Consider the following 25,581-nt stretch of genomic DNA (forward strand, 5'->3'; position numbering starts at 1 on the left):
AACAATGATAAAACTTTGGAGGACGATGACATGGAAACAGAACTTTTAGGATTAATGAAGCAACGTCGATCAATTTACAACTTGGGCAAACAGGTGAGTCAGTCTCAAGACGACATTACTACGTTACTCAAGGACGTAATCAAAGAGTCACCGTCCGCCTTTAATAGTCAAACAACGCGTGTCGTTTTCGCTTTTGGCGACGCACACGAAAAAGTTTGGGACATCGTGTTGGACGAGTTAAAAAAAGTTGCACCCGCTGAGGCCTTTGAAGGCAGCAAACAAAAGGTCGAGCAGCAATTTAAGGCTGGATTTGGGACGATTCTTTGGTTCACTGACATGAATAAAGTTAAGGAATTGGAAGACGGCTTCCCGCTGTATGCTGACAATTTCTATGATTGGTCGGAACAGCATATTGGTAACAGTCAGTTTGCAGCGTGGACTGCTTTAGCTGAGAACAATCTGGGTGCATCTGTTCAACACTACAACCCACTTATTGACGACAGCATTGCTAAGGCTTTTGACTTACCAAGTAACTGGCGCTTACGTAGTGAAATGCCATTTGGGTCAATCGAAAGTAAGGCTGACGAAAAAGATTATATGGATGATGAAGATCGCTTTAAGACAATCGATTAGTAGAAATGGTTTCAACAAAGAGACATTCCAAATGATGCGAAAAGCCTATTTGTATATGGGATTCATTAATTTGTAAAGTATCTTTTCACAATATTGGTATATATCATATTGATAACCGGTAAATTGTTTTACTCACTTAAATAAATGCCTGTATAAGACTGTTTATAAGCGATGACAAATAAAACGTACGCAACTTAAATAGTATATTTTTAATATTTGGTATATCCTTTTTATGAAAAAACGGTTATAATGTCCTTATAGCAATTATCAATGGGCATTAACTGTTTCAAAGGAGGGTGTACCATGGCAAACATTCTATTTATCAATGCGGATCAGCAGAGTACACAAACGTTGATTTCGGCAATGGCTGCAGCTCAACCTGCGGATCGCTTGCGTTTGACCACGATGCATCCCCACAGCTTATCGAAGCAGGTACGCGCACGTTTTGAAATTTTGGTTGGTGCGGCTGATGATGGCCTATTCATGGCTGAGGCTACAGCCGGTATCGACGCTGTGTACCTAACTTCAGGGATGGCGACAGTTAAATACTTGCACACCTTGAGTTGGGCACTGACTAATTTCAAACGGCCGGTAAAGCGGATTATTTTAACGAACAGTGCTGCGTCCGATAGTGAAGTGAAGACCGTGACACCGTTTTGTTCGGATCGATTGGCGGTACTGACGGCATTAAGTGCAACACATGTGGCATTTGTCCTTGTCCAACAGGTTGCTGCCAAAGTTGCTGATTGCGTCTTAATTGAGACAGTTGATGCTCGTAGTCAAGTGTTGCGGCAGGTTATCGAGTTGCAGCAGTGGAATCAATGGTTGATTACACTGTTGTCAACGAATGTTGGCAAACCGTGGGTCGGTATTGCAAATTAAGCGATTTTATATTTGAAATGAAGAAAGACGATCACTGAATGAATTTCAGTGATCGTCTTTTGTCGACCGATTAAATTTTAAATTGCTGAACTAGTCGTCAATTCGGGCAAATTGCAGGCTCAACAGACTGTTGAACAGTGACTGATCAAAACGATGATTTTCTGACCGAACGCTACTTGGTACGATAACAGTTCGATCTTCTTTTGTCTGTGCCTTTGTTTTAAATAAGCGACGTAGTTTTGATGTAATGATGTTGCGATGTGCTTCAGTTTCCATCTGCTGTCCCTCCATGCGAGAAATCTAAAAAAAATTGACTACTTATAAATACCATCTTTTTCAAGATGGGTCAATAGAAATGCTCGATAAAAGTCAGAAAAGGTCAAACTTTTTATAAAAGTGTATGAAAACGCCATCATTGGTTGCTGAAGTGATCTTTTTTCTACGTGCTTGGGGTGAAAAACTAAGCAACACTAAAAGTTCATCGTGAGTATTGATTCGATAAGGTAATGACAAATTTTAGATAGTGACAGTGGCATATTAAAGATGGTCGTAGCGATCCACCAGCATAGAAGACCAACGGCTAAAGCAGTTAAACGTTTCATGCAATCTCCTCCAGAAATAGTATTAGAGTTTAACGTTACGCATGCATAGAAAGAGGCACGCCTCCAGCAATGGAAGGGCGTGCCATTTTTGCCAAAATTTGATGGTTAAACTTGTGGTTGTGCGGCGTCAACCGCAGTTTCCGGAGCAGAGGATACAGGCGGCGTTGAGGCATGAGGCTTCTTGACTGGCTCATCATCAAAAATCACCGTATTCACAGTATCGATATACTGAGCTGAAACAGGGGTTACGTAAGTCAGATGGTTGTCTTTATCAACCACCACGTTTGATTCTGCGATGGTCTTCATTGCGGCACGGACTGCGGATTCAGTTAAGTCTTCACTAACGTATCGTAATTTTAGGTGGCTGGCCTTGCCGTCACCGTTTTTAAACTTGAGGCTCAATTCTTTCATTGATTAGTTCTCCTTTGAGTGTGAGTTAGGCGTTCGCTTCTTGCTTTGTGGTAACAAAGATGTCGTTAACATTGTCGTTGGACAGACTTGCAATTGCTGCGCCAAACTTGTTCAGTTGATCATCAGTGACGTTTTGAGCAACGGTATTATAGTTCCGTTTGATTGGCGTACTGTGACCTTCACCTGAAATAAGATATTGAACGCTCGTTTTAAGCCATTTTTGTGACATGTGTTTCTCTCCTTAAATGTTGAGGTATTTGTATATCGTGGCCACGACTACATCATTAGTAACGAAATGACGAGCGCACTTTGTAAAGGGAAAGGTAATTTTTATGGCGTAGTAAGTCTACAAAAGCTTCGTACCAGTGCATTTCGGCGTAAAAAAACTTTGCCAATCCTTGGTAAAAAAGTACCAAGGTGACAAAGTTTATGGTGTTCTATATTTAATTAACGCTGTTGAACGGCTGCATCGTATTGTTGCTGAAGCAGAGAAATGGCGCGTGGCTCTGCCCGTGGACTAGTGTATGGTTTCATCGCTAACCGACGAACCATCGGGTCATTCTCGCCATAGTTTACGTCAAACAAAGCGTGGCGACTTTCAGGTTGACCATAATCGTTTGAGTCAGCATAATTGAAAGATGCCCCGTTAACTAGGGCGTTGCGTTCTTCTAAGGTTAGACCGCGGACGTATGCTGGCACATCATTTACATTAGCAATTTGTCCCAGTGGCACAATGATGAATGTCGGTTCGGGAACGGGGGCAATCACAAATTCACTATGAAAATCGACTAGCCGTTTGAAATTAGCGGTTGGGAGTGCCGGCAACACGCCGCGTGCTAAAGCCTCTGGCTGCTTGTTATGCATACGGGAAGAGTCTGCTTTACTGGCAATATTGCCGTGAGCGATGGCGTCTTTGTCAAATGCAATGAGCGCTTCGAGATCGTTTTCTCCGTTGAGTTCAAATGAACGCCGCACAAATGCGACGTTATGTGCATCGATTAAGTACCGTAACTGATGAACCATGCGTACCGTTGCGTCATCTTGAGCCAGTCCGTTTGGAAAAGCTGCCTGAACAGTATGAGCAAGTTCGCGCCAGAAGGGATCGCTGGGACCGGCTTCACGGGCGAATTCATGATCCGCCACTAAATCGCCGGTGTTGCTGTTGAGATGAGCACCCAGGATTGAAAGTAATTGTCGCATTTTGTCCAGCGGCGCCATCGAACTGGCGGCAAATAAAGTGGTAAATGCTGAACTGCCTACGGTGGCACTGGATGCTTGCCAGTTACTAAACTGAGTCTTTAAGTTTACGTCGTTAACTGTTGACGCAATTTTTTTAGTTAAAGCTGTTAAGGCAGCCTCGTCCCATTGTTGATGGTCTGCCAACCGAACCAGCAAATCGTAGGTTCCTTCGACATAGGCTGACATGTTACTGTCGGACAAACTGACAGGTGGTTCAATTAACGAAATAAGTCTTTGATGTTGCGCCATAATGCGCCTCCTCGTTCTTCTTAGCGTAAGGGTAACACATTGCGATGGGTAAAAAGGAATATTTGAATGAAAATTATCCATTTGATTAGTTTAAATGGGATTTGCGAACGCTGATCTACATGAACAGTGGTAAATTGAAAGAAAGTTCCCAAAACATCGAATTCGATTTTTGTTTTGGGAGAAAGGGTCATTAATTATTCAATGGAAAAGCAAGCGAGCAATGTTTTAAGTACACTCATTATTCAAGATTTTACTGCTCTTGGACAGATGTCCATGACATCTGCATTAACGGTAAGCCAATCGATGAATATTTTGACAGCATCTTTGCCTGTTCAAATGTTATCAACGCAAACAGAGGGGTTTGGTCAACCTCATAGAGAAATAATGGCTGGTTGGCTGGAACAAGTTTGGCATCACTGGGATACCATTGATATCAAGCCGTTTACCTCGACACTTATTGGATACTTAGGAACAAATGAGCTGGCTCAACTAGTGAATAGTGAAATTAGGCAGCATCGCAATCCAAACCTTATTGTTGATCCAGCCATGGCTGATCAGGGCAGACTCTATCCATCTCTGACGAAAAGTTACGTTGAGGAAATGAGACGGTTAATGAGTGGTGCGCAAATTGCTTTGCCTAACGTTACCGAACTGGGGCTGTTGTCAGAAAACGATTTAGGAATGACCCCGTCGGATGACAAATTGCGGCAGGCACTGAAACGGTGTCAAAGTTTTGCTCCTGACTGTCAGGTTATTGTAACAGGAGTCAAAAAAGGCAGCGCGATTGGCTGTGCTTGGGTTAGTGGCAATGAAATCGAGTGGGTCGGTAAAAACATGATCAAAGGTCACTTTTTCGGTACCGGTGATTTGTTTAGTGCCACCTTTAATGTACTGAAACTTAGGTCACCAAAGATCGATACGGAACAGCTAGTTTCAGAAGCGATGGCGGTTGCTTACACAGCAATCCAAGAAACATCAGCCCTTCCGACCACCCAGTGGAGGTTAGGTCTCCAGCTTAAAGAGGCAATTTCGCTATTGATGAGTTTTGAGTAAAATCTATTAGTAAAAAGAATGATGCCGAGTACAAAAAGCTGAGCGAGTCCTATTAAAGGGCTTACATTTCACTATGTTTTTATTGCCACTTGGCTTATGCTATGTAAAGTGACGAATAAAAGAGTTATTTATGAAGAGTAGGGTAAATTATGTCTAAAAAAACGACGATAACTGATATTGCAAATGAGGCAGGCATTTCGCCAACAACTGTTTCACAGATTCTTAATGGTAAGGGTGAACGCTTTAGTGCCACGACCCGGCAAAAAGTGCTCGGTCTCCAAAAAAAGATGGGCTATCACAATACGGGGAATGATAAGCCATTTGAATCAAAAGTGACGGTTGGAATGATCGTGCCGAGCCTGGACAATCCATATTACCGTGAATTGATCCATGGGGTGCAGGACGGTCTGGTATCACAGTTTGCAGAACTGTCAGTGGAATTTTCAGAAAATTCTGAGGGCATCGGATATCATATTCATGAATTAAGCGAACGACCAGTAGATGCAATTATCGTTGCAGGAGATAATATGGATCTTGCTTTTGTGCAAACGCTACTGGCCAATACTGGTCTGCCTAGCATCATCATGGATCCGCAACAGGACAACGAGTCTTCTGTGGCCATTAATGAACTTGAAGCCGGCAGTAAATCGGCCGAATATTTACTTGATAATGGACACAGAAAAATTGCTTTGCTAATGAAGGCAGGAAATAGTGAAAGTAAACTGCATCGAATCACAGGCTTTTCAGATGGTTTGAAAGAATATCATTTGGATTTAGACCCAACATTATTTTTTGAGCAGCCTGATGATTCTAAAGTAAGCGGTTTTAATTCGGCCAAACAGGTTATTGATAGTGGTGCAACCGCAGTTTTTGCTTTCTCTGATGAGCTCGCTGTCGGATTGAATCGTGGTCTCCTTGCTCATGGAAAGCGTGTGCCGGAGGATATTTCTATTCTTGGCTTCGATGATATTGAAATTACGCGCTATGTCCAACCAGAATTGTCAACGGTTCATCAGCCAATTCAAGAGATGGGTGAGAAGCTAGTTAAAATATTATTCGCCAAAAAAAGTGACGATGAATTTAAACCGGATTCAGATGAAAGACTCTTTTCAGTTGTTCTGAAAAAACGTGGAAGCATTAAGCACATCTAATTGAATCCATTAAAAAGATAAGACAAGACAATCAATTGTGATAATTGATTGTCTTTTTTTGTGTCCATTTGGCCAGGTAAAAAAAACGTAAAATTATAAAATGCTAAGAAAATCGCAAAAAAGATGCGAATTAGTAGGCGTAATAGGGGAGCTAAACTAGACAAAAAATGAGCAATGTAAAAAAAACGTAAAAGAAAACGTTTACAAATTCGCATTGTAAATGCAAAAAACGGGTAGTAAAAATATAGCCGTAGCAAGTTTTACTTGTTCTTTACCAACAATATTTTTAGGAGGTACGACATGGATAAGCTCAAAATTGCGTCAACGGAAAAGGCCATGAACTTTTTTGAAACAGACCGTGAAATTGTGTCTGCAACAGAAACTGACTTTGTTGACGTCGCGGCTGTAGTGGTCATGGATGAAGACACATCCGTTGTTGAAGCAGCGAATGCAACAAAATTTGGGATTCCCGTTTTTGTCATTTCTGACGACAGTTCCAAGATTGACGGTTCCACGATGGAAAAGATTTATCACATTTTGGATCTCAAAAATCAATATGACCATCAGTTGTATAACCGTGAAATTGAGGCAGCGGCCTCAAAATATGAAGATGGCGTTTTACCACCATTCTTCAAAGAATTAAAGGCTTATGTTGAACGTGGGAACATTCAATTTGACTGTCCTGGACATCAGGGCGGGCAATATTTCCGTAAGCATCCAGCAGGTCGTCAGTTCTATGATTTCTTTGGCGAAAATGTCTTTCGTTCAGATATCTGTAACGCCGATGTTGACTTAGGTGACTTGTTAATTCATGAAGGCCCAGCGATGGACGCCGAAAAACATGCGGCACAAGTATTCAATGCTGACAAGACGTATTTCGTTATGAACGGGACGACGACATCAAATAATATTGCCATTACCGCCGCCGTTGCGCCGGATGATTTAGTCTTATTTGATCGTAATAACCATAAATCTGTCTACAATGCAGCATTAGTTAAAGACGGTGGCCGCCCAGTTTACTTAGAAACTTCACGAGACCCATACGGTTTTATCGGTGGTATTTATTCCCGCGATTTTGACGAGGATTATATCCGTAAACAGGCTGCAAAAGTGGATCCAGAAAAGGCTAAGCAAAAACGGCCATTCCGATTAGCTGTTATTCAGTTAGGTACTTATGACGGCACTATTTATAATGCCAAACAAGTTGTCGAACGCATTGGCCACTTGTGTGACTACATTCTTTTTGACTCTGCATGGGTCGGTTATGAGCAATTTATTCCAATGATGCGTGATTCTTCACCATTGTTACTTGATCTGGGACCTGAAGATCCGGGTATTTTGGTTACTCAATCAACACATAAGCAACAAGCTGGTTTTTCTCAAGCATCACAAATTCATAAAAAAGACGCTCACATTAAGGGGCAAAAGCGGTACATCGATCACAAACGATTCAACAACGCTTATATGCAATATGCTTCAACATCCCCGTTCTACCCACTGTTTGCAACCTTGGATGTTAACGCCAAGATGCAAGAAGGCGAAGCCGGTAAAAAACTGTGGCACGATGCTTTAGTGACATCAGTAAATGCACGTAAAAACTTGATGAAGAATGCCACAATGATTCGTCCGTTTGTGCCACCAGTCGTAAATGGCAAAAACTGGGAAGATGCTGACACTGAAGAAATTGTCAGCAACATTGATTACTGGCGCTTTGAAAAGGGTGCAAAATGGCATGCTTTTGATGGCTATGAGGATGATCAATACTTTGTTGATCCAAACAAATTTATGTTAACAACGCCTGGTATTAATGTTCAGACGGGTGAATATGAAGACTTTGGTATTCCGGCAACTATCTTAGCTAACTATTTGCGTGAACACGGGATTATTCCTGAAAAGAACGATTTGAATTCTATTTTGTTCTTGATGACACCAGCAGAGACACCAGCCAAGATGAATAACTTAGTATCACAAATCGTTAAGTTTGAATCACTTGTTAAGGCTGATGCGCCATTGGAAGATGTGCTTCCAAACCTGTATGCACAACACAAAGATCGTTATGCGGGTTACACGATTCGTCAACTCTGCCAAGAGTTACATGACTTCTATAAGGGAAACAATGCTAAGGAATATCAAAAAGAAATGTTCTTGGCCGATTACTTCCCTGAACAAGCAATGACGCCATACGAAGCTAACGTTGAGTTATTGCATAACAACGCCAAGCTTGTACCACTGAAAGATATTGAAGGTGAAGTCGCCTTAGAAGGTGCACTTCCATACCCACCTGGTATTTTCTGTGTGGTTCCAGGTGAAAAATGGAGCAAGGTTGCCCAGACCTACTTCTTAATCTTGGAGGAAGGGATTAACCGTTTCCCAGGGTTTGCGCCTGAAATTCAAGGTGTCTATTTCGAGAATGAAAATGGACAGACTACCGCATACGGGTATGTCTACGATCCTAAGTCAGAAAACAAGGGTGAGTAGTTCCATTCAACGTGGTGGACGTCATGTCTACCGCGCTTTTTTATAAATTTCAGAAAAACGGATAGAGGTAAAATCATGGCCCAGGAAAAGAAAAAGATGAGTGTGCTTCAGCTCACAATTATTACGGCCATTAACATGATGGGTTCAGGAATTATCATGCTACCAACCAATTTAGCACAGGTTGGTACGATGTCGATATTGTCTTGGATCGTTACTGCTGGTGGTGCAATGTGTTTGGCCTATGCATTCTCAAGAGCAGGGATGTATACCAGAAATTCAGGTGGTATGGGTGGTTATGCCCAGTATTCCTACGGTAAGGCAGGATCGTTCATGGCCAACTATACGTACGGTGTTTCACTTGTGATTGCCAATGCAGCGATTGCTATTTCTGCGGTTGGTTACTTTGATGTTTTATTCCATTTACACATGTCACCGGTTGGCGTTGCCTTGGCCACAATTTTTACACTTTGGTTGGCTACCGTCATGAACTTTGGTGGTGCAAGAATTACCGGACAAATCAGCACCTTCACTGTTTGGGGTGTTATCATTCCGGTTGTCGTTATTTCACTGGCCGGCTGGTTCTTCTTTAGTGGTCACTTGTATGCAGCATCTTGGAATCCGCACAATATGGGCTTTTTCAAAGGAATTAGCAATTCGATTTCGATTACACTATGGGCATTTTTAGGCCTAGAATCAGCTTCTGCAAATATGGATTCTGTTGAAAATCCTAAGAAAAATGTTCCCATCGCTGTTTTAGGCGGAACTATTGGGGCAGCCGTAATGTATATCGTTTCGACAAACGTTATGCAAGGTATTGTGCCTAACGCTAAGTTAGCCGCATCAAATGCACCGTTTGGGGTGGCCTTCAGTCAGATGTTTACACCGATGGTCGGAAATATCGTTATGGGATTGATGATTATTTCGTGTTTCGGGTCATTGCTGGGTTGGCAATTTACTATCGCCGAAGTTTTCCGCAGTTCTGCGCATGAAGGTTATTTCCCGAAAATATTTGGGAAAACAATTGCCAATGGTACACCTATTATTGGTATGATTATTATTACTGTTTTGCAGTCTTTGTTGGCGCTTATGACAATCAGTCCATCCCTGTCAAAACAGTTCACAATTCTAGTAAATTTGGCGGTGGTGACAAATGTTATTCCATACTTACTATCAATGGGTGCGCTTAAAACAATGCAGCTCGATGCCAAGGTATCGGCATCTGCACGACGCACGACAAATATCATTGCTACGATTGCATCGCTCTACAGTCTCTATGCATTGTACGCAGTCGGCTTTGAAGAACTTGCATATGGTGCACTTGTGACATTTGCAGGTTGGACTCTGTACGGATTTGTGTCACATAAATTTGATTTGTCCAAGACTACGAATTGATGACGCATCCTCAATTGAATAAAGTAACGCGAAAAAAGCAATTCGCGCTTTGGTTCTTCGGCAAAAAACTAAGTTGAGGCTGAATGAGGGTGAGTAAATGGATGAAAGCATACCGTTGGCTTTAACTGTAAACGGGCTATATTCAATGGGCAATCGCTATTTACAAGCGGACTTAAACACCTTTTCAGTGAAACGTGTTTATGGCGTCACAGTTTTGACCTCGATTTTTAGCGATGGTGAAGTACCGTCGAAAGATGGACTTGTGTTGTCGGCAACTTCAGTTGATCGTCAATTTGGTTCGATTTTAAATGGTCTTCATATATCTAGCTGCAAAGTTGGGTATTTGCCTAATTTGGACTTAATTACGGCAGTTGAACAAGCATGTCGGAATCGAAGTGTTGGTCCGGTTGTTTTAGATCCAATATTGTTTGATGAAACTGGCGCGTCTATTTTGGATGACACAGCTTTCTCAAAGTATGTGAATGATTTGATTCCCTTAGCTAATGTTATTACACCAACGATTGAAGAAGCAGAAAAGATAGTTGGTTTTGAGATTACATCCGATGATGATGTGATTCACGCAGCGAATGAACTTCGCGGTATAGGTGTTCAGAATGTTCTCATTAAGGGGAGTAACGAACATCAAGGTCGAGATAACATTCGTGATTATGTATTGCTTGAAGATGGCGATGATTTTTGGCTAACAGATAAACACGCACCTTTTTCACAACCGTCGGGTAAGGATGATGCTTTGTCTGCATGCATTACGGCAGAACTAGCAAACGGACAGAAAACGGAGAATGCAATTCGGACGGCTAAGGAATTTATCACTGACGCAACCCGAAATGTTCTACAAGTTGGCGATTCGATTGAATCGATTAATTTTTGGTCATAGCCTTGTTGAAGGAGCTGTGACATAAGTCCAATTTGAGAATAAGCATTAAAGTAGAACTGACCCATTCCCGAGCCCTGGGAATGGGTCAGTTTTGGGTTAAGCGGAATGCTCAGAAATTTGGGTGCACAATATTGCTTACATTATTATTCGTCCTAAATAAACTTATGTCACAACCTTTTATGTAATTAGTGCTTAAAGTTCCACAATTGATTTTGGTAATATGGATGGGTAGCGATAGATTTTGAAAATAGTTGAGGAGTGAATAAATTGGCGGCCAAGTTACAGATCAACCGTATTATGATAATGGCATTCTTAGTGAATGCTATTTATAGCATGATCTGGCCTGTCAGCACCTTATACATGCATGATGCCTTTGGCTTATCCCTGCCATTAATAGGTGTCGTACTAATGTGCTACTCCTTGGCTAATGCAGCCGGTAGCGTAATTTCAGGATACTTATTTGATCGGATGTCGCATCAAAGGATTTTGATGAGTGGCTTTTATTTATTGCTGACTGTATCTTTTATTGGAATGTTTGGCGATGGGTTAATTGCCTTTATATTATTTTTGGTGCCATTTGGGTTTATTACAGGATGGTGTTTAACGATTCAATATGCTTTAGTTAGTGATTTACAAGTGCCTAATCCGGAAAATGATTCGAGAAAGAACTTTAATTTGCTTTATTTGGCCGTCAATTTGGGATTAGTAGCCGGATCCGGATCATTAGGATTACTGTATCGGCATAATGAAATTAAAACGTTGATGGCTACTGTAACGGTGATTGCATTAATTGTAACGCTAATTGGAATAGGGATAGGTCCACATAATGCCGTAGAAGATGCCAGTCGATTAAGTGTTCAGGAGGATGACAGTCAAGGCGAAACGGTCCTCAAAAGAGATGTAATCATCCGTATTTTTATCACCTTATTTTTATTTTGGATCGTGTATGTACAGTGGATGACCAATTTTTCCGTCTATTTTACAAGCTTGGGCTATTCTGCTGGGTTTTACAGTCACGTTTGGGTGATTAATGGCATCGGAATCACACTTATTCAAGTGTTTTTACTTCGATTCGCTCACTTTTTTAAAACATCAATTATGCAGTCCAGATTTGGCATTTTCTTCTTGATGCTTTCGTTTAGTTGTTTAATTGCTGGTACCAATAAAATGTGGTTATTAGTGGCAGCCGTATTTTTAACAATTGGTGAAGCGCTTTTTGTGCCAGCTGCGCCAGTTGTTGTGGATCAAAATTCGCCAGTGAAAGTTAAGGGACGCAATCAGGGCCTAGTGAATGTATTTTCATCGATTGGAAAAGCAGTTGGTCCGGGTATAGGCGGTGTGGTCATTGTTAATAGTGGCTACCAAATGCTGTTTTTGATGGCAATATTGTTATTACTGTTTTCAGAAATTTTGCTTTTGAATTTTAAAAGGAAATAAGGAGGACACTATGCGGTTACAAGATCGACAAATTGTGGATCAAGGGTTAATAGATTCAATTTTAAAGGACAGTCACGTTTTACACTTGGCACTAAACGATGGTGATTTTCCATACGTGGTGCCCACAAATTATGGTTACAAGATGAATGAAGATGGCAAACTCAGTGTGTTCTTTCACGGTGCACCGCAGGGGAAAAAGTTTGATTTATTAAAGACCAACGACAAGGTTGCCTTTGAAATAGATGATGGCGGCGCTCTGATGCCAAGCACAAGTTCAGAAGCTAGTGATAATTCTTACTGGTATAGAAGTATTATTGGGCATGGACAGGCTGTTCAATTAGTAACGCGTGACGAAAAAATGAGGGCCTTACAAACGCTGCTAGTTCATGAAACCGGTCATGAATGGTCACAAATTGATAGACAAACTTTGGATTTTGTCAGTGTCTTTAGAATTGTTGTTGAAAACTACACGGCAAAGGGACATATTGAACCTAAGCTGTAGATAATACTTAAGGTGCCATGCCAAACAAGGAGTTAAAAGATGACTAGAGAAACTATTAAAAATGACCTCAATGAGCTTTTAACTGAATACTTTGAAAAAGTTGTATTGCCAGAAAATAGCATTTTTGTCGTTGGTTGTAGTACCAGTGAAATTTTAGGTAAGTGGAAGGGGACGGATTCGAGTTTAGACGTTGGTGAAACTGTTGTAGAAACGGTTCAATCATTTCTTAAACCCCCTCATCTGAACCTAGCCGTTCAAGGGTGCGAACATATCAACCGGGCACTAGTTCTCGAACGTGCGGTAGCCGAACGTCATGGTTTTGAAATTGTTTCGGTTAAACCGGCTATTCATGCCGGCGGTGGCACACAAGTTGCCGCTTACCAGCAGTTTGACGATCCAGTGGAGGTGGAACATATCGTTGCGGACGGTGGCATCGATATTGGTGGCACGGAAATTGGCATGCACGTTAAATTTGTGCAGATTCCGGTTCGTTTGGCACACCGTGATGTGGGTGAAGCGCGTGTTGTAGGCCTGTCATCACGACCTAAACTGATCGGTTGGGAACGAGCTCGGTATACGTTTACTGAAGATAATTTGAAGGATATTCGGTGATTGTATAATGAACGATTCGTTTATGTCGCACCAAAAGCTACGTCGTCTGACATTGACCATGATGTTGGTGGCGGTCACTGTGGTTATTAGTAGAATCTTTCTCATTCCCATCCCGCTAACGCGCGGAAACATCAATCTATGTGATGCTGGAATATTTTTAACAGCGTTGAGTCTTGGACCTCGTGAAGGGGCCGCGGTAGGCGCACTAACGGGTTTTATATTAGATTTGCTGTCCGGTTACGCCCAATATATGTTTTTTTCTTTGGCGATTCATGGAATAGAAGGACTCGTTGTTGGCCTGCTGGCCGCTAAGTTTTTAGGAAAAGCAGGTCAAGTATTAGTTCTATGTATTGGAACGCTGGTTATGGTTAGTGGGTATTTTGGATCGGACAGTTTATTGTATGGAATTTCAATGGGACTAATTGGAATTCCTGCCAATTTAATTCAAGGCATGGTTGGGGCGATTGTTGCTTTTTTTCTGAATGATAAAATTGGTGGCTTGTTACGACGGTAATGATTCATTAAAAATGAGAAGGCGTAAGTATTGACTTTAAAAAAAATAGTTATACGATGATGTCAGAGGTTATGAGTAGAGCAAAAGCTTCATTGTAAGCATTAGAGATCCAACGGTGGTGAAAGTTGGCGTTTGAGGTGAAACACATCTACGAACCAAATTTGCGAAGACAATTAGCATTCGAGTAGCAAGTTTCGCGTGATTGCGTTAACAATCTTGAGTCTTGGAGCTCGCGATCTGAGACTCACTGAGGTAACAGTTGTGAGACTGTTATGAATTTGAGGTGGAACAGCGTTTTGACGCCCTCCAAAGTTACATTATGTAACTTTGGAGGGCGTATTTCTTTTTATACAGAAAAGGGGACGTTTATATGACTGAATATGATTATCAAAGACCAAAAGGTACAGCAGATATTTTACCAGGTGAAATTGAAACTTGGCAGAAACTTGAAGGTGTTGTCAGGGATCTCTTTCCGAAGTACGGATATCGGGGTATTCGAACCCCGATGTTTGAAGACTACAATGTTTTTGCTCGAAACGTTGGCGATACTTCAGATATTGTTGAGAAACAAATGTATGATTTTGAGGACAAAGGTGGTCGAAGAATTGCATTACGACCAGAAGGCACTGCTGGTACAGTTCGTGCATATGTGCAGAATAAGTTGTTTGGTCCTGAATATCCTAAACCATACAAAGTGTATTACATGGGGCCAATGTTTAGATATGAACGACCTCAATCAGGGCGTCAACGGCAGTTTAACCAGATTGGGTGTGAAGCTTTAAATAGCGAATCCCCGCAAATTGATGTTGAGGTTATTGCCATGGCATTGCAGTTCTTTAAGAAACTTGGGGTAAGTGACTTAAAACTGGTAATCAATTCTCTGGGCGATCAGGAAACTCGTGACAATTATCGTGCGTCGTTGATTAATTACTTGAAGCCATTTTATGATCAACTAAGTGATGATTCAAAGACGCGTCTGTACAAAAATCCGTTGAGGGTCTTGGACAGCAAGGACGAGGCTGATCAAAAGATTGTTGCAAATGCACCGTCAATCTTAGATTCTTTGAGTGACTATTCAAGAAATTATTTTGAGCAGGTCAAGAGTCTTCTGGATGAACTAAACATTGATTATGAGATTGACTCGGATATGGTGCGAGGCTTGGACTATTACACACAGACCATCTTTGAAATTATGTCAGATGCCAAGGTATTTGGTGGTGGTTTTGTCACAGTTTGTGGTGGTGGTCGTTATGATGGGCTGATTTCGCAATTAGGTGGTCCTAAAGAGGGCGGAATTGGCTTCGGAATGGGAGTAGAACGTTTGCTACTGCTGCTGAAAGCTGAGAATCCCAACTTTGCTCCCCAACCACAAGCTGATATTTTCTTTGCATCGGCGGATGAGGATGGCGACAATCTCGCGTTTAAGTTACTGAACGCTATGAGGCAGAAAGGTTTAGCGGCTGATAAAGATTATCAAGGCATTAAGGTTGGTTCACAAATCAAGGAAGCAATTCGGAAGAATGCCCGTTATTATGCTGTTGTTGGACAACGTGAAGTTACGGATAGAAAAATAGAATTGGTAAAGGCCGATTCAGACGTGAAACAAGTAGTTGATATTGACGACTTACTAATGAATCCAATGACATATTTAAAATAGATAAATGATTACCGTTGATCTTAGATAAACGATACAAAAGACGACATTGCTGAGGGTGATAAAAATTCAGCAGTGTCGTTTTTTATATGAAGCAAAAAAGAAGACATCAATAAGATGCCTTCCGTGAAAATACTGAGAAAAATTAATGAACTAATCTTTAGCTGCGTCGGGATCGTAGACATATCCGTAGGCAACTTCCTGACCATTTTCTTCTTTATAATACATTCCTTGAACCTCAGTACTAAATCCGGGAAATTTATTTGTAGATTCTTCAAGGACTTTAAAGTAGTTCAAAATCGTTTGAGTCCAACGTTCGCCAGGGGCAATGGCAAAAATACCAGGTGGATAAGGAATGATTCCTTCCACGGCTATTTTTCCTAAAATGTCATCTAATTTGACGAGCTTAACATTGTTACGGCGATATTCTGTATCGGCTTCTTCCAAAGTCATCGCTCTTTCTGGTAGATGCTCTTTGGTGAAGATGTCCTTTTGATATTTCTTTGCATTGTGTGATTTGTAGAAATCATGGATTTCTTGGCAAAGTTGACGGATTGTGTAATTTTTGTATCGATCTTCATACTGTTGGTACAGGTGAGGCAATACTTCCTTAAGTGGCGCATCTTCGTTGATGTATTTTTCCAGCTTAAGGATTTGGTCAACTAAGTTGTTCATCTTTGCATCATCTTCGGCGGGTGTGATTAAGAACAGCACCGAATTTAAATCATTCTTTTCATTAATAATGCCGTGTTCGTGTAAGTAGTGAGTCACGATTGAACCTGGCACACCAAAGTCTTCATATTTGTCATTTGGAATATCAAGACCAGCAGTGACGAGCATGAGCTTATTTGGATCAATGAAATATTGTCCTTTGCTATAACCATCAAAACCGTGCCAGTTTTCGTCGGGATCAAAAGCCCAGTAAGCTTTGTCATTGACGATTTCCTGATCATCTGCGTCTTCCCAAGGTTTTCCATGGACCATAGGTGGAACGAACGGACGAATCATTGTTGCTTCGCGTAATAAGCGTTTACGTGCTCGAACAACGGTTAACATAGTGTCGTTCCACATCTTTTTACCAGTTTCGCCTTCTTGCATTCTTGCTGAAACATCGATTGAAGCAAAAATACCATAGAATGGGGATGTTGAAGAATACTTCATGAATGAGTTATTGAACTGTTTGTGACTTATATAGCGACGTTGACCTTTGATATGGCTGTCTTTTTTAAGAATTTGTGACGCTTGAGAAATACCAGCCTGCTGTTTGTGGATTGATTGAACAACGAGTAAACCGGGATCTTCAGGGCCAAGGTTAACTAAGAGGGGAGAAGTCTCCTTCATCATTGGAATAAACTGTTCATAGCCTGCCCAAGCAGAATCGAAAAGAATATAGTCACAAAGATGACCTATTTTATCGACAATTTGTTGTGCGTTTGCCATAGTACCGTCGTATGTGTCGTGTTCAATGATTGCTAACCGGAATGGTCGTTTTTGATCAGCCTTTTCGGGTGCTACTTTACGAATTTCATCGCGAAGTGTCTTTTCGTCGTAACCAGAATCCTTGATGCCACCGATTAATCCATACGAATTATGACTTGTTTCCAGATAAATTGGAATACCGCCGTTCATTACGAGGGCATTATTGTAAGCAGATTTATGGTTATTGCGATCAAAGAGTACTAAATCACCCTTTGTGACAGCTGCGGTGATAGCAATGTTATTTGACGTTGTTGAGCCATTTAGTACAAAGTATGCTTTGTCCGCATTGAATACTTTTGCTGCATGTTTCTCTGCTTTTAAGGCGGCACCATCATGAGTTAGAACATCGCCAAGGCCATCTTCTGAGATTGAAACATCTGCTCGGAAGAAACGTTCACCATAAAAATCGTAGAATTTACGGCCAACAGGGGACTTAAGATAGAATGCGCCTCCTTGGTGACCAGCACATTCAAACTGCCACGACCCACGATTAACAACTTTGTTTAATTCCGCGAAGAATGGCGGCATTAAGTTCTCTTCATATTCGCTAGCAGCGTGCTCGACTTCTCGAGAATAAATTTGCTTGTTGAAATCATTGTTTAGATCGATCAGGTGATCAACAGCATTGAGATGCTGATTATTATCAAGTGCATTAGTATCGTGTGTAGCTAAAAAAACGGGTATTCCAAAGGTCGTTTTTTTGACTGTGTCGGCGATTTCTAGTTCATCATCCGTCAATACAACCGCGCCAACGTTGGTCCAGTCTGTAACGGATGTGACATCAACGACCTCCCGATCGGATTGAACATAATCATTAATTTCGGGAGCCATCGCGACAATCAATTTTGACATTTTTCCTGCTTCCTTTCGATAGATGAAGTATTGGAAAGCTTTCTTAGATTTAAAGTTAAATATTCGATTGAAACTGACATATGCTAATTTTGAAAAGTCACAAATTGCGCATTGTTTTGAATCTTTGACGATATACATCAACAAGTTTCCAGTAAATAGTTGAAATCTCCTCCTCACGAGGAAGAACTGAAACGTACATCACAGGAATCGCACGATTAACAATAGTTGTGGTCGAGACCACCAAATCAAATTTTGTCAGATCTGTTTTGGATAATTCGCTGGGAGCAATGAGTGTCATTTCGTTGTTCGAGGGCAGGTTGTTTTGCAAGGAAAGTAGAACGAACTGAGAAATTTCTGCCCCTGCATGACAAACGACAAGAACATGGTTTGAACGTCTATGTCGTTCAGCAGCAACGAGAAAATGCAAAGACAAGAGAGAGACTTCATCGTCATACAAGTTAATGTGGTAGTGCGTTTCCAACTCGTCAGCACTACGCTTAACGGTCTGAGCAATAACACGGTGGTGTGCAAAAATTTCAGACTTAAGCGGATCTGCAATATGCAATCCTAAGTTCAAACGGGCAACCATGGGAATTAAATGATAAATAGTGACTTTTAAAAGTTCACTATCAGTATTGAAATCCGTTTCAAGTTCTTGCCCGACACGTTCGATTAAATGTTTGGCTGCTATGGTGAAATCGTATTTGGATGAAAAATCGTTTGGATTGCTACTAATGCCGTGACCCAACAGTAAGAGGTTCAAGAAACGAAGATTTTCGTTAGTAAAAGTTACGCCCGCATGTGATTTGCAAGTTTCTGCTAAATTTGAAACAACACGAGATAGGTCAGTATCCTTTTGAAATTCAAATACAATAATTTGATTTTTAGTACCAGTCAGATGCAGACCGTGCTTAACTCGGTTTAAAAAAATCAATAATAATTCACGTAGGGAGTCTGGAAGGTACTCATCTTGTACGTGTGCATCTTGAGCCGAATTGTCGTCTACAAAATTTGTGGAAATTTCAAAAATTGCGGTACCAAAGATGGCAAATAGTTGAGATTGCTTTAAATCAGAATGTGCAAGGTACATATCTAAATATTCTTTAAATGCTTGCTCAATCTTAATTTCAACCTCAAAGGAGTGAACTAGGCTTGTTTGATCGGGCAGGCTAATCTTTTTGTCTCGTAAAAAAGCATTGATTTCATCAAAGTCTTTTTTAATCGATTGTACAGAGACGAAAAAGGACTCAGCATACACCCGATAGCTATTACGATCAGAAAACAATAGTTGTGCAAAAAGATACAATCTTCGATATTGAGGTGTAAATTTTGTATCAAGTTGAGTAGCAACTTTTTTACCTAAGATCAGGCGGAGGTGCTGCTTCTTTTCACTTGATCCAGTGATTAAATAGCCTTTTCTTGGCATTCTTTCCAAGGACAAGCCATGATTATTTAAATATGTTTCTACACCCTTGCTATGGTTGTAGATTGTTTTTTTGGAAACGCCTAATGCGTTTGCGTAATAATCCGCTGAGCGATAGGAAGTTTCTGCAAGCATTAAATTCAAGAGATTTTGATCGTAATTTGTCATATTGTTCACTTACTCCAGAGTTTACAATCGGCGGATTTGCCATTTAGTCATCAGACGGTTTTGAAGACTAATGCTAGGGAACTACTGAAGAAATCTTTAAAAGATAAAAATTAAGTGACATACCACCTGCAAAAGTAATCGCATACTCGATTTTTAACGACATGTCGTGAGTTGAACAAAGAACGTAAATGAAGCCATTTACGTGACTTATTTAAATCGAATTAACCAAAGCTAGCTTATAAACAACACGTAAAACAATTTTTGAGAAAACGCTTTAATGCTGTTCACGTGATTAATGTATCATGCGTACATGCGTGCTTTTTTACCTTTACTTGCCGCATTTATTTCTACGTAAGTGTATGGTTATTTGCCAATAAAATGTGTTAACGGCGTGGCGTCGCTATTGAGGAGGGCTGTAAATTGCACTCAATTTTGTTTTTGATTTTGCATATTTTGTGTAAAATCATGAAAGCGTTTTCTCAAGCCTCTATCTATTCAGGCTAAATATAATTAATTACTTATTGCATTGATAAATCATTTTAAGAAAAAAGTATGCTTAATAAACTTTCAACGCAAAAAATATGATTACAGCCTCTGATTCTGCGTAATTAAAAAATTTGAATTAAAAAAAGGAAATTCAGAAACTTCGTTAAAACTATATTAAGAAGGGCGATTTATGGACATCACTTAGTAGCCAATCATCGTTTTATTGAATAGATGGTCTGTTGACTTTTAAAAAAGTGCATGGTAGTTTGCCAAATGAGAAAACGTTTTTAATTGCTGTCCACAATCTGATTTTTTTACTTAATTGGCCAATCGGCTTTAAGGAGAATTTAGACTATGGACGAGAGCAATAAAAAAGCCCAAGCGGGTAAGCTGGGTTTTGTTGGCTTAGTTGCACTTACAGTTAGTGCAATGGTCGGATCTGGGGTTTTCGATTTACCTAAAAACATGTCACAAGTCGCCGGTGTTAATGGGCAGCTTCTTGCATGGATAACGACTGGAATTGGTATCTGGTTCATCGCCGAGACTTTTGTTATTTTGAGTGATGTTAAACCTGATTTGACCGCAGGCTTGTATAAGTATGGTGAACAAGGTTTTGGAGCGTTCACTGGTTTCTTTACTGCATGGGGTTATTTTGTTTGTGAATGTGCTGCTAATGCGGCATATGCTGTTTTAACAATGAGCACACTAGATTATTTCTTCCCAGGACTTTTCACTGGTGGTAACAACTGGCCTTCTGTTATTGGGGCAACAATTCTTACCTGGGGATTAACTGCATTGGTTTTACGTGGTGTTGAAGTGTCAAGCACGGTTCAAAAGTATGCTACTGCCATTATGTTAGCCGTTGTTGTTGTTTTTGTTGTAACTGTTGCTGCACATTTCAATTTGCATACGTTTACGACGAATGCTAATGCAACACAAGCAATTGCTTCTAGGGGCGATAAGGCAATGGGAAGCATCTGGCATCAACTAATGTCAACGATGATGGTTACATTATGGCTATTTGGTGGCGTCGAAGGTGCTGTTGTTATGTCCGGTAAGGCACGGGATGTTAAACAAGTGCCTAAGGCAACAATTACCGGTTTTATCATGTGTATGGTTATGTATACCCTTGTAGGGATGTTGTCCTTGGGTGTCTATTCATATGGTCACTTGGCTAAATTGACATCTCCTTCAACTGCATATATTTTGACTAATTTATGGCACAGTACTATTGGTCGGGATGTCATTACAGTTGCACTATTGTTTGCGGTTTTCGCAAGCTGGATTTCATGGATTCAAATGTTGGCAGAGTTACCACAGCACGCTGCTGCTGAAGATGGATCTTTCCCGAAAGCCTTTGCAAAGGTTTCGAAAAACAATGTTCCAAGTTTCTCCGTTATTGTAGCAACGTTGGTAATTCAAGTAATTATCGTCATTGCACACTTTGATTTGAATGCTTATCAAATGTTGTTGACGGTTGTAGGGACAATGACAGTTCCGCCATATTTAATTTCGGAAATGTATCTCATGAAGATCAGTCGCAAAAAAGGTGGATTCGCGGAGGGCTCCAAACACAGTCCAAAGAAGGCCTTAATTATTGCCGGTTTGGCTTTTGCATACACGTTGGTGATGGCAATTGCAGCTGGTCCAAGATATATTGCTATTGCATTTATTGTGTATGCGTTAGGTATTCCGATTTATATTGTTGCCCGTAAACAGCACAATAAGGTTACCTTTACCAAAAAAGAACTAGTATTTGCAATTATCATTGTCCTTGTTGCAATCTATGGTGTATACGCTTTGATTGCAGGTTAGACAAAAATGATTATGTTCTTAATTGCACTGTACATTTTATGAGCTTGCGTATGCAAAGTTCCTACTAATACAACAAATTAGAAGTGTGGGTCTCCATTATCAATTTTGATTCTGGGGATCTTAGTGTATAGATGAAAAGAGGAGTTAATAGATGACTAGAGAAACTATTAAAAATGACCTCGATGAGCTTTTAACTGAATACTTTGACAAGGTTATGCTTCCGAAAAATGGCATTTTTGTCGTTGGCTGTAGTACTAGTGAAATTTTAGGTAAGTGGAAGGGGACGGATTCGAGTTTAGACGTTGGTGAAACTGTTGTAGAAACGGTTCAATCATTTCTTAAACCCCGTCATCTGAACCTAGCCGTTCAAGGGTGCGAACATATCAACCGGGCACTAGTTCTCGAACGTGCGGTAGCCGAACGTCATGGTTTTGAAATTGTTTCGGTTAAACCGGCTATTCATGCCGGCGGTGGCACACAGGTTGCCGCTTACCAGCAGTTTGACGATCCAGTAGAAGTGGAACATATCGTTGCAGATGGCGGCATTGATATTGGTGGCACGGAAATCGGGATGCACGTGAAGTTTGTGCAGATTCCGGTTCGCTTGGCACACCGTGACGTTGGCGAAGCACGGGTTGTAGGCCTGTCATCTCGGCCTAAACTGATTGGTGGGGTACGAGCTCGGTATACGTTTACTGAAGATAATTTGAAGGATATTCGTTAAAGGTGTGACATTATGAACAATTCTTCAACACAGCACGAGACGCTCCGACGGCTGACTTTGAGCGCCATGCTTATTGCCGTAACCGTTGTCATTAGTCGGTTATTTATTATCCCCGTACCCATGACCCACGGAAACATCAATCTGTGCGACGCCGGGGTCCTCATTGCAGCCATGTTATTGGGGCCACGTGATGGCGCTAGTGTTGGTGCAATTAGTGGTTTTCTACTGGATTTGTTGTCAGGATACGGGCAATATATGTTTTTTTCCTTTATCGTTCATGGCTTAGAGGGTCTGGTCGCAGGTTTAATGTTGTCGAAAGTAAGTAAGAATGCATCAAAGATAATTAGTTTGGTACTCGCTGTAATTATTATGACAATTGGCTACTTTTTAGCTGATAGTCTTTTATACAGTGTTTCGATTGGCCTAATCGGCATAGCTACAAACCTAATCCAAGGTCTCGTGGGTGTTGTTATTGCGTACGTTGTAGGACCAAAGATTATTCAACTGATAAAAAAATGAGCATTAAAATAAAACAATTCAGTAAACCCCGGCTTGCCGGGGTTTTGTTGTATAACAACAAGTTAAATGATTGCGTATGCAGCTTCAAACGTGGTCTAACAGACATTTCAGCATTGTTGAGACTAAGCACATATCGTTAACGAAAGTATTGGTTTAGGCGCTTACATAAGTTACAAAAGGTTTCATTAATTATAAAATGTTCATTATTTCACAAATAACAAATACACTAAATCCATTGCTAAATTAAGTTATTTCAATTATTTGGAGGAATTATCATGAGCATTGCGAAGGCCCTTGAGGCTACGTTCACAAACGTGTCGATTATTAGTTCGATAACATCGACCGTTTTTATCATTTTGTTAGGCTTTTATTTACGAAAACGAGGCACCTTTGGTGAAACGTTTGGGAAAATTTTGTCGAAAGTTGTTTTGTCGGTTGCGCTACCAGCTTTAGCGTTCAATTCATTCATGCAGCCAATCAGTCATGAAACTTTCACACAGGGTCTGAATGTTCTGATTTGGGGTATTTTAATCTATATCATCCTAATTTTCGTAACGCCGTTTTCGTATACGAAGTTTCCTAAAGATAAGCAAGAAACATTAGCTATTTTAACGACGTTTGGTTCAACAACATTCTTTGGTATTCCAATTGTTGGTGCTGTGTTTGGGGCCAAGGGGATTATGTATAGTTCTATTTTTAACATCGGTTACCGAATCTTCTTATACTCATATGCCTACATCAAAATGTCCGGATTGAAGATGGAAGCAAGCAATATCAAAAAAATGTTTTTAAATCCTATCGTTATTGCAACATTTGCTGGCCTGATTTTATGGATGATTCAAGACTTTATGCCAATGGTTGCTGTTAAGCAAGCTGTAAATGGCGTAATTGCAACAAATGCACCAACCATCAACGTGGCTTTCTATCGGATTGACCAAACTGCACTTTGGTTGTTCAAACCACTGCAGTACTTGGGTAATTTGGCATCACCATTGGCTTGGCTTTCGATTGGTGCAACATTAGGTTCTATTTCCATGAAGGATGCTGCCTCTGACAAGGCCTCATGGTATTACAGTTTTAACAAGGTTATCCTGGTTCCTTTATTGAACTTGGTGCTGTTATTTATCCTAACGATTACTCACATTTTGCCAGTTAGTTACGTTGCCTTGGCAACCGTTATTATCATGATGGCAACGCCGACGGCTTCTGTAGCCTCGGCATACGCGATTAGTTTTGATCGGGATGCTGTATTAGCGTCAAATGCATCGCTGATTTCGACGATTTGTGCCGTTGTTGCGACACCTATCTGGATTGCCTTGCTAGAGGTACTGAATCAGGTTGGGATTTTTAAATAATGACGTTCTTTGATTAAGGTTGAGGTGGATAATGATGTTTAAAATTACAGCATATGGTGTTCGTTCAAACGAAGTGTCGTATTTCAACGATTTAAATAAAAATCAGTATGAATTAAACTTAATAAGCGATTTGTTAACACATGAGAATGTCGAAACTGCTAAGGGTTCAGATGCCGTATTATTGCGTGCCAACTGTGTGGCCGATGCCACGAATTTGGCTAAGTTTAATGAATGGGGCATTAAATATGTCTTCACTCGGACGGTTGGCTTTAATCACATTGACCTGAAGGCAGCAGCTAGTTATAACATGAAAGTTGCACGAGTCCCAGCATACTCACCATATGCAGTAGCAGAATTAGCGATGACACTGGGGATGATGTCCTTGCGTCACACGACATTGGCCACGAGCCATGCTGAAGAGGGTGACTTTACGGTGGCTCCTGCATTATTTTCCCGTGAAGTGCACAGTAGTACGGTTGGAATTATTGGTACTGGAAAAATCGGCGCGACGGAAGCGAGTTTGTATAAAGGCATGGGTGCAAAGGTACTGGGTTACGATCCTTACCCTTCGGATTTTGCGCGTCAATTTGTTACCTTTGTTGATCTTGATGAGCTATTGGCGCAATCAGATATTGTGTCGATTCATGTGCCTTATTTCCCAGGTCAAAATGAAAATATGGTTGACGAAGACTTTTTGAAAAAAATGAAGAATGACGCGGTTTTGGTTAATACAGCGCGTGGTGAACTGGTGGATCACGCTGCTGTCCTGCAAGCATTACAAACCGACACACTTGGTAGCTTTGCCACTGACGTTTTGCCAGACGAAAAAATAATTTTTGGTCATCAGTTTAGTGGTAAATTGCCAAACGAAATCGTCGAAAGTCTCCGTGAACTTTATCCTCGCGTTTTAATGACGCCACATATGGGTTCATATACCAAACCGGCATTGACTGATATGATTGCTGTTAGCTATCAGAACTTTGAACAAGTTTTAGCTAACGGTCATACTGATAATGACGTGAAGTTAGATTAAAAATAGCACATACGAAAAAGCGG

24 protein-coding genes are annotated in these 25,581 nt (G+C 40.8%); 17 read left to right on the forward strand and 7 right to left on the reverse strand.

The genetic code is table 11. From position 1 onward, the window contains the following. Positions 1–30: 30 nt before the first annotated feature. Together GB993_RS02915 and GB993_RS02920 are read left to right on the forward strand one after the other, a co-directional pair. Positions 31–633: a nitroreductase family protein gene (locus GB993_RS02915; RefSeq protein ID WP_161003028.1), complete on the forward strand. Its 603-nt coding sequence runs from the start codon at positions 31–33 to the stop codon at positions 631–633. Positions 634–936: 303 nt separating this feature from the next. Next, on the forward strand, positions 937–1,515 hold the full coding sequence (locus tag GB993_RS02920; protein ID WP_161003029.1) for a hypothetical protein: 579 nt from the start codon (positions 937–939) through the stop codon (positions 1,513–1,515). Positions 1,516–1,605: 90 nt separating this feature from the next. Here the strand turns inward: GB993_RS02920 and GB993_RS02925 are convergent, their stop codons facing one another. From GB993_RS02925 to GB993_RS02940, 5 genes are all read right to left on the reverse strand, one after another. Continuing rightward, entirely contained in the window at positions 1,606–1,791 is a 186-nt protein-coding gene (locus GB993_RS02925) for a hypothetical protein (RefSeq protein WP_017262090.1), read from the reverse strand. A gap of 194 nt (positions 1,792–1,985) precedes the next feature. Continuing rightward, a complete protein-coding gene (locus tag GB993_RS13120; RefSeq protein ID WP_284142826.1) occupies positions 1,986–2,117 on the reverse strand; it encodes a hypothetical protein in 132 nt (43 codons plus the stop codon). Positions 2,118–2,222: 105 nt separating this feature from the next. Further along, positions 2,223–2,528, reverse strand: a complete 306-nt coding sequence (locus tag GB993_RS02930; RefSeq protein ID WP_161001133.1) for a DUF2922 domain-containing protein — start codon at positions 2,526–2,528, stop codon at positions 2,223–2,225. Between the two features lie 25 nt (positions 2,529–2,553). Further along, the gene (locus GB993_RS02935; RefSeq protein WP_161003030.1) at positions 2,554–2,757 is read right to left on the reverse strand and encodes a DUF1659 domain-containing protein; all 204 of its coding nucleotides are present in this window, start codon (positions 2,755–2,757) and stop codon (positions 2,554–2,556) included. A gap of 218 nt (positions 2,758–2,975) precedes the next feature. Next, positions 2,976–4,016 carry a DUF3114 domain-containing protein gene (locus GB993_RS02940; RefSeq protein ID WP_161003031.1) on the reverse strand — a complete coding sequence of 347 codons (1,041 nt, stop codon included), beginning with the start codon at positions 4,014–4,016 and terminating at the stop codon, positions 2,976–2,978. A 201-nt stretch (positions 4,017–4,217) separates the two neighbouring features. On the opposite strand from GB993_RS02940, the gene GB993_RS02945 reads away from it, so the two are divergent. From GB993_RS02945 to hisS, 10 genes are all read left to right on the forward strand, one after another. After that, entirely contained in the window at positions 4,218–5,069 is an 852-nt protein-coding gene (locus tag GB993_RS02945) for a bifunctional hydroxymethylpyrimidine kinase/phosphomethylpyrimidine kinase (RefSeq protein WP_161003032.1), read from the forward strand. Positions 5,070–5,218: 149 nt separating this feature from the next. Further along, entirely contained in the window at positions 5,219–6,220 is a 1,002-nt protein-coding gene (locus GB993_RS02950) for a LacI family DNA-binding transcriptional regulator (protein WP_161003033.1), read from the forward strand. A gap of 300 nt (positions 6,221–6,520) precedes the next feature. Continuing rightward, positions 6,521–8,698, forward strand: coding sequence for an ornithine decarboxylase (speC, locus tag GB993_RS02955; RefSeq protein WP_161003034.1), 2,178 nt, complete (start codon positions 6,521–6,523; stop codon positions 8,696–8,698). A gap of 75 nt (positions 8,699–8,773) precedes the next feature. Further along, a complete protein-coding gene (gene potE, locus GB993_RS02960; RefSeq protein WP_161003035.1) occupies positions 8,774–10,090 on the forward strand; it encodes a putrescine-ornithine antiporter in 1,317 nt (438 codons plus the stop codon). A 97-nt stretch (positions 10,091–10,187) separates the two neighbouring features. Next, entirely contained in the window at positions 10,188–10,985 is a 798-nt protein-coding gene (locus GB993_RS02965; protein ID WP_161003036.1) for a PfkB family carbohydrate kinase, read from the forward strand. Positions 10,986–11,252: 267 nt separating this feature from the next. Further along, entirely contained in the window at positions 11,253–12,422 is a 1,170-nt protein-coding gene (locus GB993_RS02970) for an MFS transporter (protein ID WP_161003037.1), read from the forward strand. A 10-nt stretch (positions 12,423–12,432) separates the two neighbouring features. Further along, positions 12,433–12,924: a pyridoxamine 5'-phosphate oxidase family protein gene (locus tag GB993_RS02975; protein WP_161003038.1), complete on the forward strand. Its 492-nt coding sequence runs from the start codon at positions 12,433–12,435 to the stop codon at positions 12,922–12,924. A gap of 39 nt (positions 12,925–12,963) precedes the next feature. Then, complete coding sequence (locus GB993_RS02980; protein WP_161003039.1) at positions 12,964–13,536, forward strand: TIGR01440 family protein; 573 nt, start codon at positions 12,964–12,966, stop codon at positions 13,534–13,536. 7 nt (positions 13,537–13,543) lie between these two features. Then, a complete protein-coding gene (locus tag GB993_RS02985; RefSeq protein WP_161003040.1) occupies positions 13,544–14,050 on the forward strand; it encodes an ECF transporter S component in 507 nt (168 codons plus the stop codon). Positions 14,051–14,420: 370 nt separating this feature from the next. Further along, positions 14,421–15,707, forward strand: coding sequence for a histidine--tRNA ligase (gene hisS, locus GB993_RS02990; RefSeq protein ID WP_161003041.1), 1,287 nt, complete (start codon positions 14,421–14,423; stop codon positions 15,705–15,707). A gap of 150 nt (positions 15,708–15,857) precedes the next feature. Here the strand turns inward: hisS and speC (GB993_RS02995) are convergent, their stop codons facing one another. Then, positions 15,858–18,035: an ornithine decarboxylase gene (gene speC, locus GB993_RS02995; RefSeq protein WP_161003042.1), complete on the reverse strand. Its 2,178-nt coding sequence runs from the start codon at positions 18,033–18,035 to the stop codon at positions 15,858–15,860. 97 nt (positions 18,036–18,132) lie between these two features. Further along, positions 18,133–19,626 (reverse strand): BglG family transcription antiterminator, encoded by a 1,494-nt coding sequence (locus GB993_RS03000; protein WP_161003043.1) that lies wholly within the window; start codon positions 19,624–19,626, stop codon positions 18,133–18,135. A gap of 840 nt (positions 19,627–20,466) precedes the next feature. Between GB993_RS03000 and hdcC the strand changes: the two genes are divergently transcribed. The 5 genes from hdcC to GB993_RS03025 all read left to right on the forward strand — a co-directional run bounded on the left by hdcC (position 20,467) and on the right by GB993_RS03025 (position 25,558). After that, positions 20,467–21,927 carry a histidine-histamine antiporter gene (gene hdcC / locus GB993_RS03005; protein ID WP_161003044.1) on the forward strand — a complete coding sequence of 487 codons (1,461 nt, stop codon included), beginning with the start codon at positions 20,467–20,469 and terminating at the stop codon, positions 21,925–21,927. Positions 21,928–22,078: 151 nt separating this feature from the next. Continuing rightward, positions 22,079–22,651 carry a TIGR01440 family protein gene (locus GB993_RS03010; RefSeq protein WP_161003045.1) on the forward strand — a complete coding sequence of 191 codons (573 nt, stop codon included), beginning with the start codon at positions 22,079–22,081 and terminating at the stop codon, positions 22,649–22,651. Positions 22,652–22,663: 12 nt separating this feature from the next. Beyond that, on the forward strand, positions 22,664–23,170 hold the full coding sequence (locus GB993_RS03015; protein WP_161003046.1) for an ECF transporter S component: 507 nt from the start codon (positions 22,664–22,666) through the stop codon (positions 23,168–23,170). 275 nt (positions 23,171–23,445) lie between these two features. After that, a complete protein-coding gene (locus tag GB993_RS03020; protein ID WP_161003047.1) occupies positions 23,446–24,525 on the forward strand; it encodes an AEC family transporter in 1,080 nt (359 codons plus the stop codon). A 34-nt stretch (positions 24,526–24,559) separates the two neighbouring features. Next, positions 24,560–25,558 carry an NAD(P)-dependent oxidoreductase gene (locus GB993_RS03025; protein ID WP_161003378.1) on the forward strand — a complete coding sequence of 333 codons (999 nt, stop codon included), beginning with the start codon at positions 24,560–24,562 and terminating at the stop codon, positions 25,556–25,558. Positions 25,559–25,581 lie beyond the last annotated feature (23 nt).

The organism is Furfurilactobacillus milii, from assembly GCF_009864005.1.
Classification (GTDB): Bacteria; Bacillota; Bacilli; order Lactobacillales; family Lactobacillaceae; genus Furfurilactobacillus; species Furfurilactobacillus rossiae_B.

What these genes read in the sequence shown, in the direction of transcription:
- GB993_RS13120 (WP_284142826.1), bottom strand. Translation starts at nt 2,117, where the DNA reads ATGAAACGTTTAACTGCTTTAGCCGTTGGTCTTCTATGCTGGTGGATC.
- GB993_RS02975 (WP_161003038.1), top strand. Translation starts at nt 12,433, where the DNA reads ATGCGGTTACAAGATCGACAAATTGTGGATCAAGGGTTAATAGATTCA.
- GB993_RS02915 (WP_161003028.1), top strand. Translation starts at nt 31, where the DNA reads ATGGAAACAGAACTTTTAGGATTAATGAAGCAACGTCGATCAATTTAC.
- GB993_RS03010 (WP_161003045.1), top strand. Translation starts at nt 22,079, where the DNA reads ATGACTAGAGAAACTATTAAAAATGACCTCGATGAGCTTTTAACTGAA.
- GB993_RS03000 (WP_161003043.1), bottom strand. Translation starts at nt 19,626, where the DNA reads ATGACAAATTACGATCAAAATCTCTTGAATTTAATGCTTGCAGAAACT.
- speC (WP_161003034.1), top strand. Translation starts at nt 6,521, where the DNA reads ATGGATAAGCTCAAAATTGCGTCAACGGAAAAGGCCATGAACTTTTTT.
- potE (WP_161003035.1), top strand. Translation starts at nt 8,774, where the DNA reads ATGGCCCAGGAAAAGAAAAAGATGAGTGTGCTTCAGCTCACAATTATT.
- GB993_RS03015 (WP_161003046.1), top strand. Translation starts at nt 22,664, where the DNA reads ATGAACAATTCTTCAACACAGCACGAGACGCTCCGACGGCTGACTTTG.
- hdcC (WP_161003044.1), top strand. Translation starts at nt 20,467, where the DNA reads ATGGACGAGAGCAATAAAAAAGCCCAAGCGGGTAAGCTGGGTTTTGTT.
- hisS (WP_161003041.1), top strand. Translation starts at nt 14,421, where the DNA reads ATGACTGAATATGATTATCAAAGACCAAAAGGTACAGCAGATATTTTA.
- GB993_RS02925 (WP_017262090.1), bottom strand. Translation starts at nt 1,791, where the DNA reads ATGGAAACTGAAGCACATCGCAACATCATTACATCAAAACTACGTCGC.
- GB993_RS02980 (WP_161003039.1), top strand. Translation starts at nt 12,964, where the DNA reads ATGACTAGAGAAACTATTAAAAATGACCTCAATGAGCTTTTAACTGAA.
- GB993_RS02950 (WP_161003033.1), top strand. Translation starts at nt 5,219, where the DNA reads ATGTCTAAAAAAACGACGATAACTGATATTGCAAATGAGGCAGGCATT.
- speC (WP_161003042.1), bottom strand. Translation starts at nt 18,035, where the DNA reads ATGTCAAAATTGATTGTCGCGATGGCTCCCGAAATTAATGATTATGTT.
- GB993_RS02935 (WP_161003030.1), bottom strand. Translation starts at nt 2,757, where the DNA reads ATGTCACAAAAATGGCTTAAAACGAGCGTTCAATATCTTATTTCAGGT.
- GB993_RS03025 (WP_161003378.1), top strand. Translation starts at nt 24,560, where the DNA reads ATGTTTAAAATTACAGCATATGGTGTTCGTTCAAACGAAGTGTCGTAT.
- GB993_RS02945 (WP_161003032.1), top strand. Translation starts at nt 4,218, where the DNA reads ATGGAAAAGCAAGCGAGCAATGTTTTAAGTACACTCATTATTCAAGAT.
- GB993_RS02965 (WP_161003036.1), top strand. Translation starts at nt 10,188, where the DNA reads ATGGATGAAAGCATACCGTTGGCTTTAACTGTAAACGGGCTATATTCA.
- GB993_RS02985 (WP_161003040.1), top strand. Translation starts at nt 13,544, where the DNA reads ATGAACGATTCGTTTATGTCGCACCAAAAGCTACGTCGTCTGACATTG.
- GB993_RS02940 (WP_161003031.1), bottom strand. Translation starts at nt 4,016, where the DNA reads ATGGCGCAACATCAAAGACTTATTTCGTTAATTGAACCACCTGTCAGT.
- GB993_RS03020 (WP_161003047.1), top strand. Translation starts at nt 23,446, where the DNA reads ATGAGCATTGCGAAGGCCCTTGAGGCTACGTTCACAAACGTGTCGATT.
- GB993_RS02930 (WP_161001133.1), bottom strand. Translation starts at nt 2,528, where the DNA reads ATGAAAGAATTGAGCCTCAAGTTTAAAAACGGTGACGGCAAGGCCAGC.
- GB993_RS02920 (WP_161003029.1), top strand. Translation starts at nt 937, where the DNA reads ATGGCAAACATTCTATTTATCAATGCGGATCAGCAGAGTACACAAACG.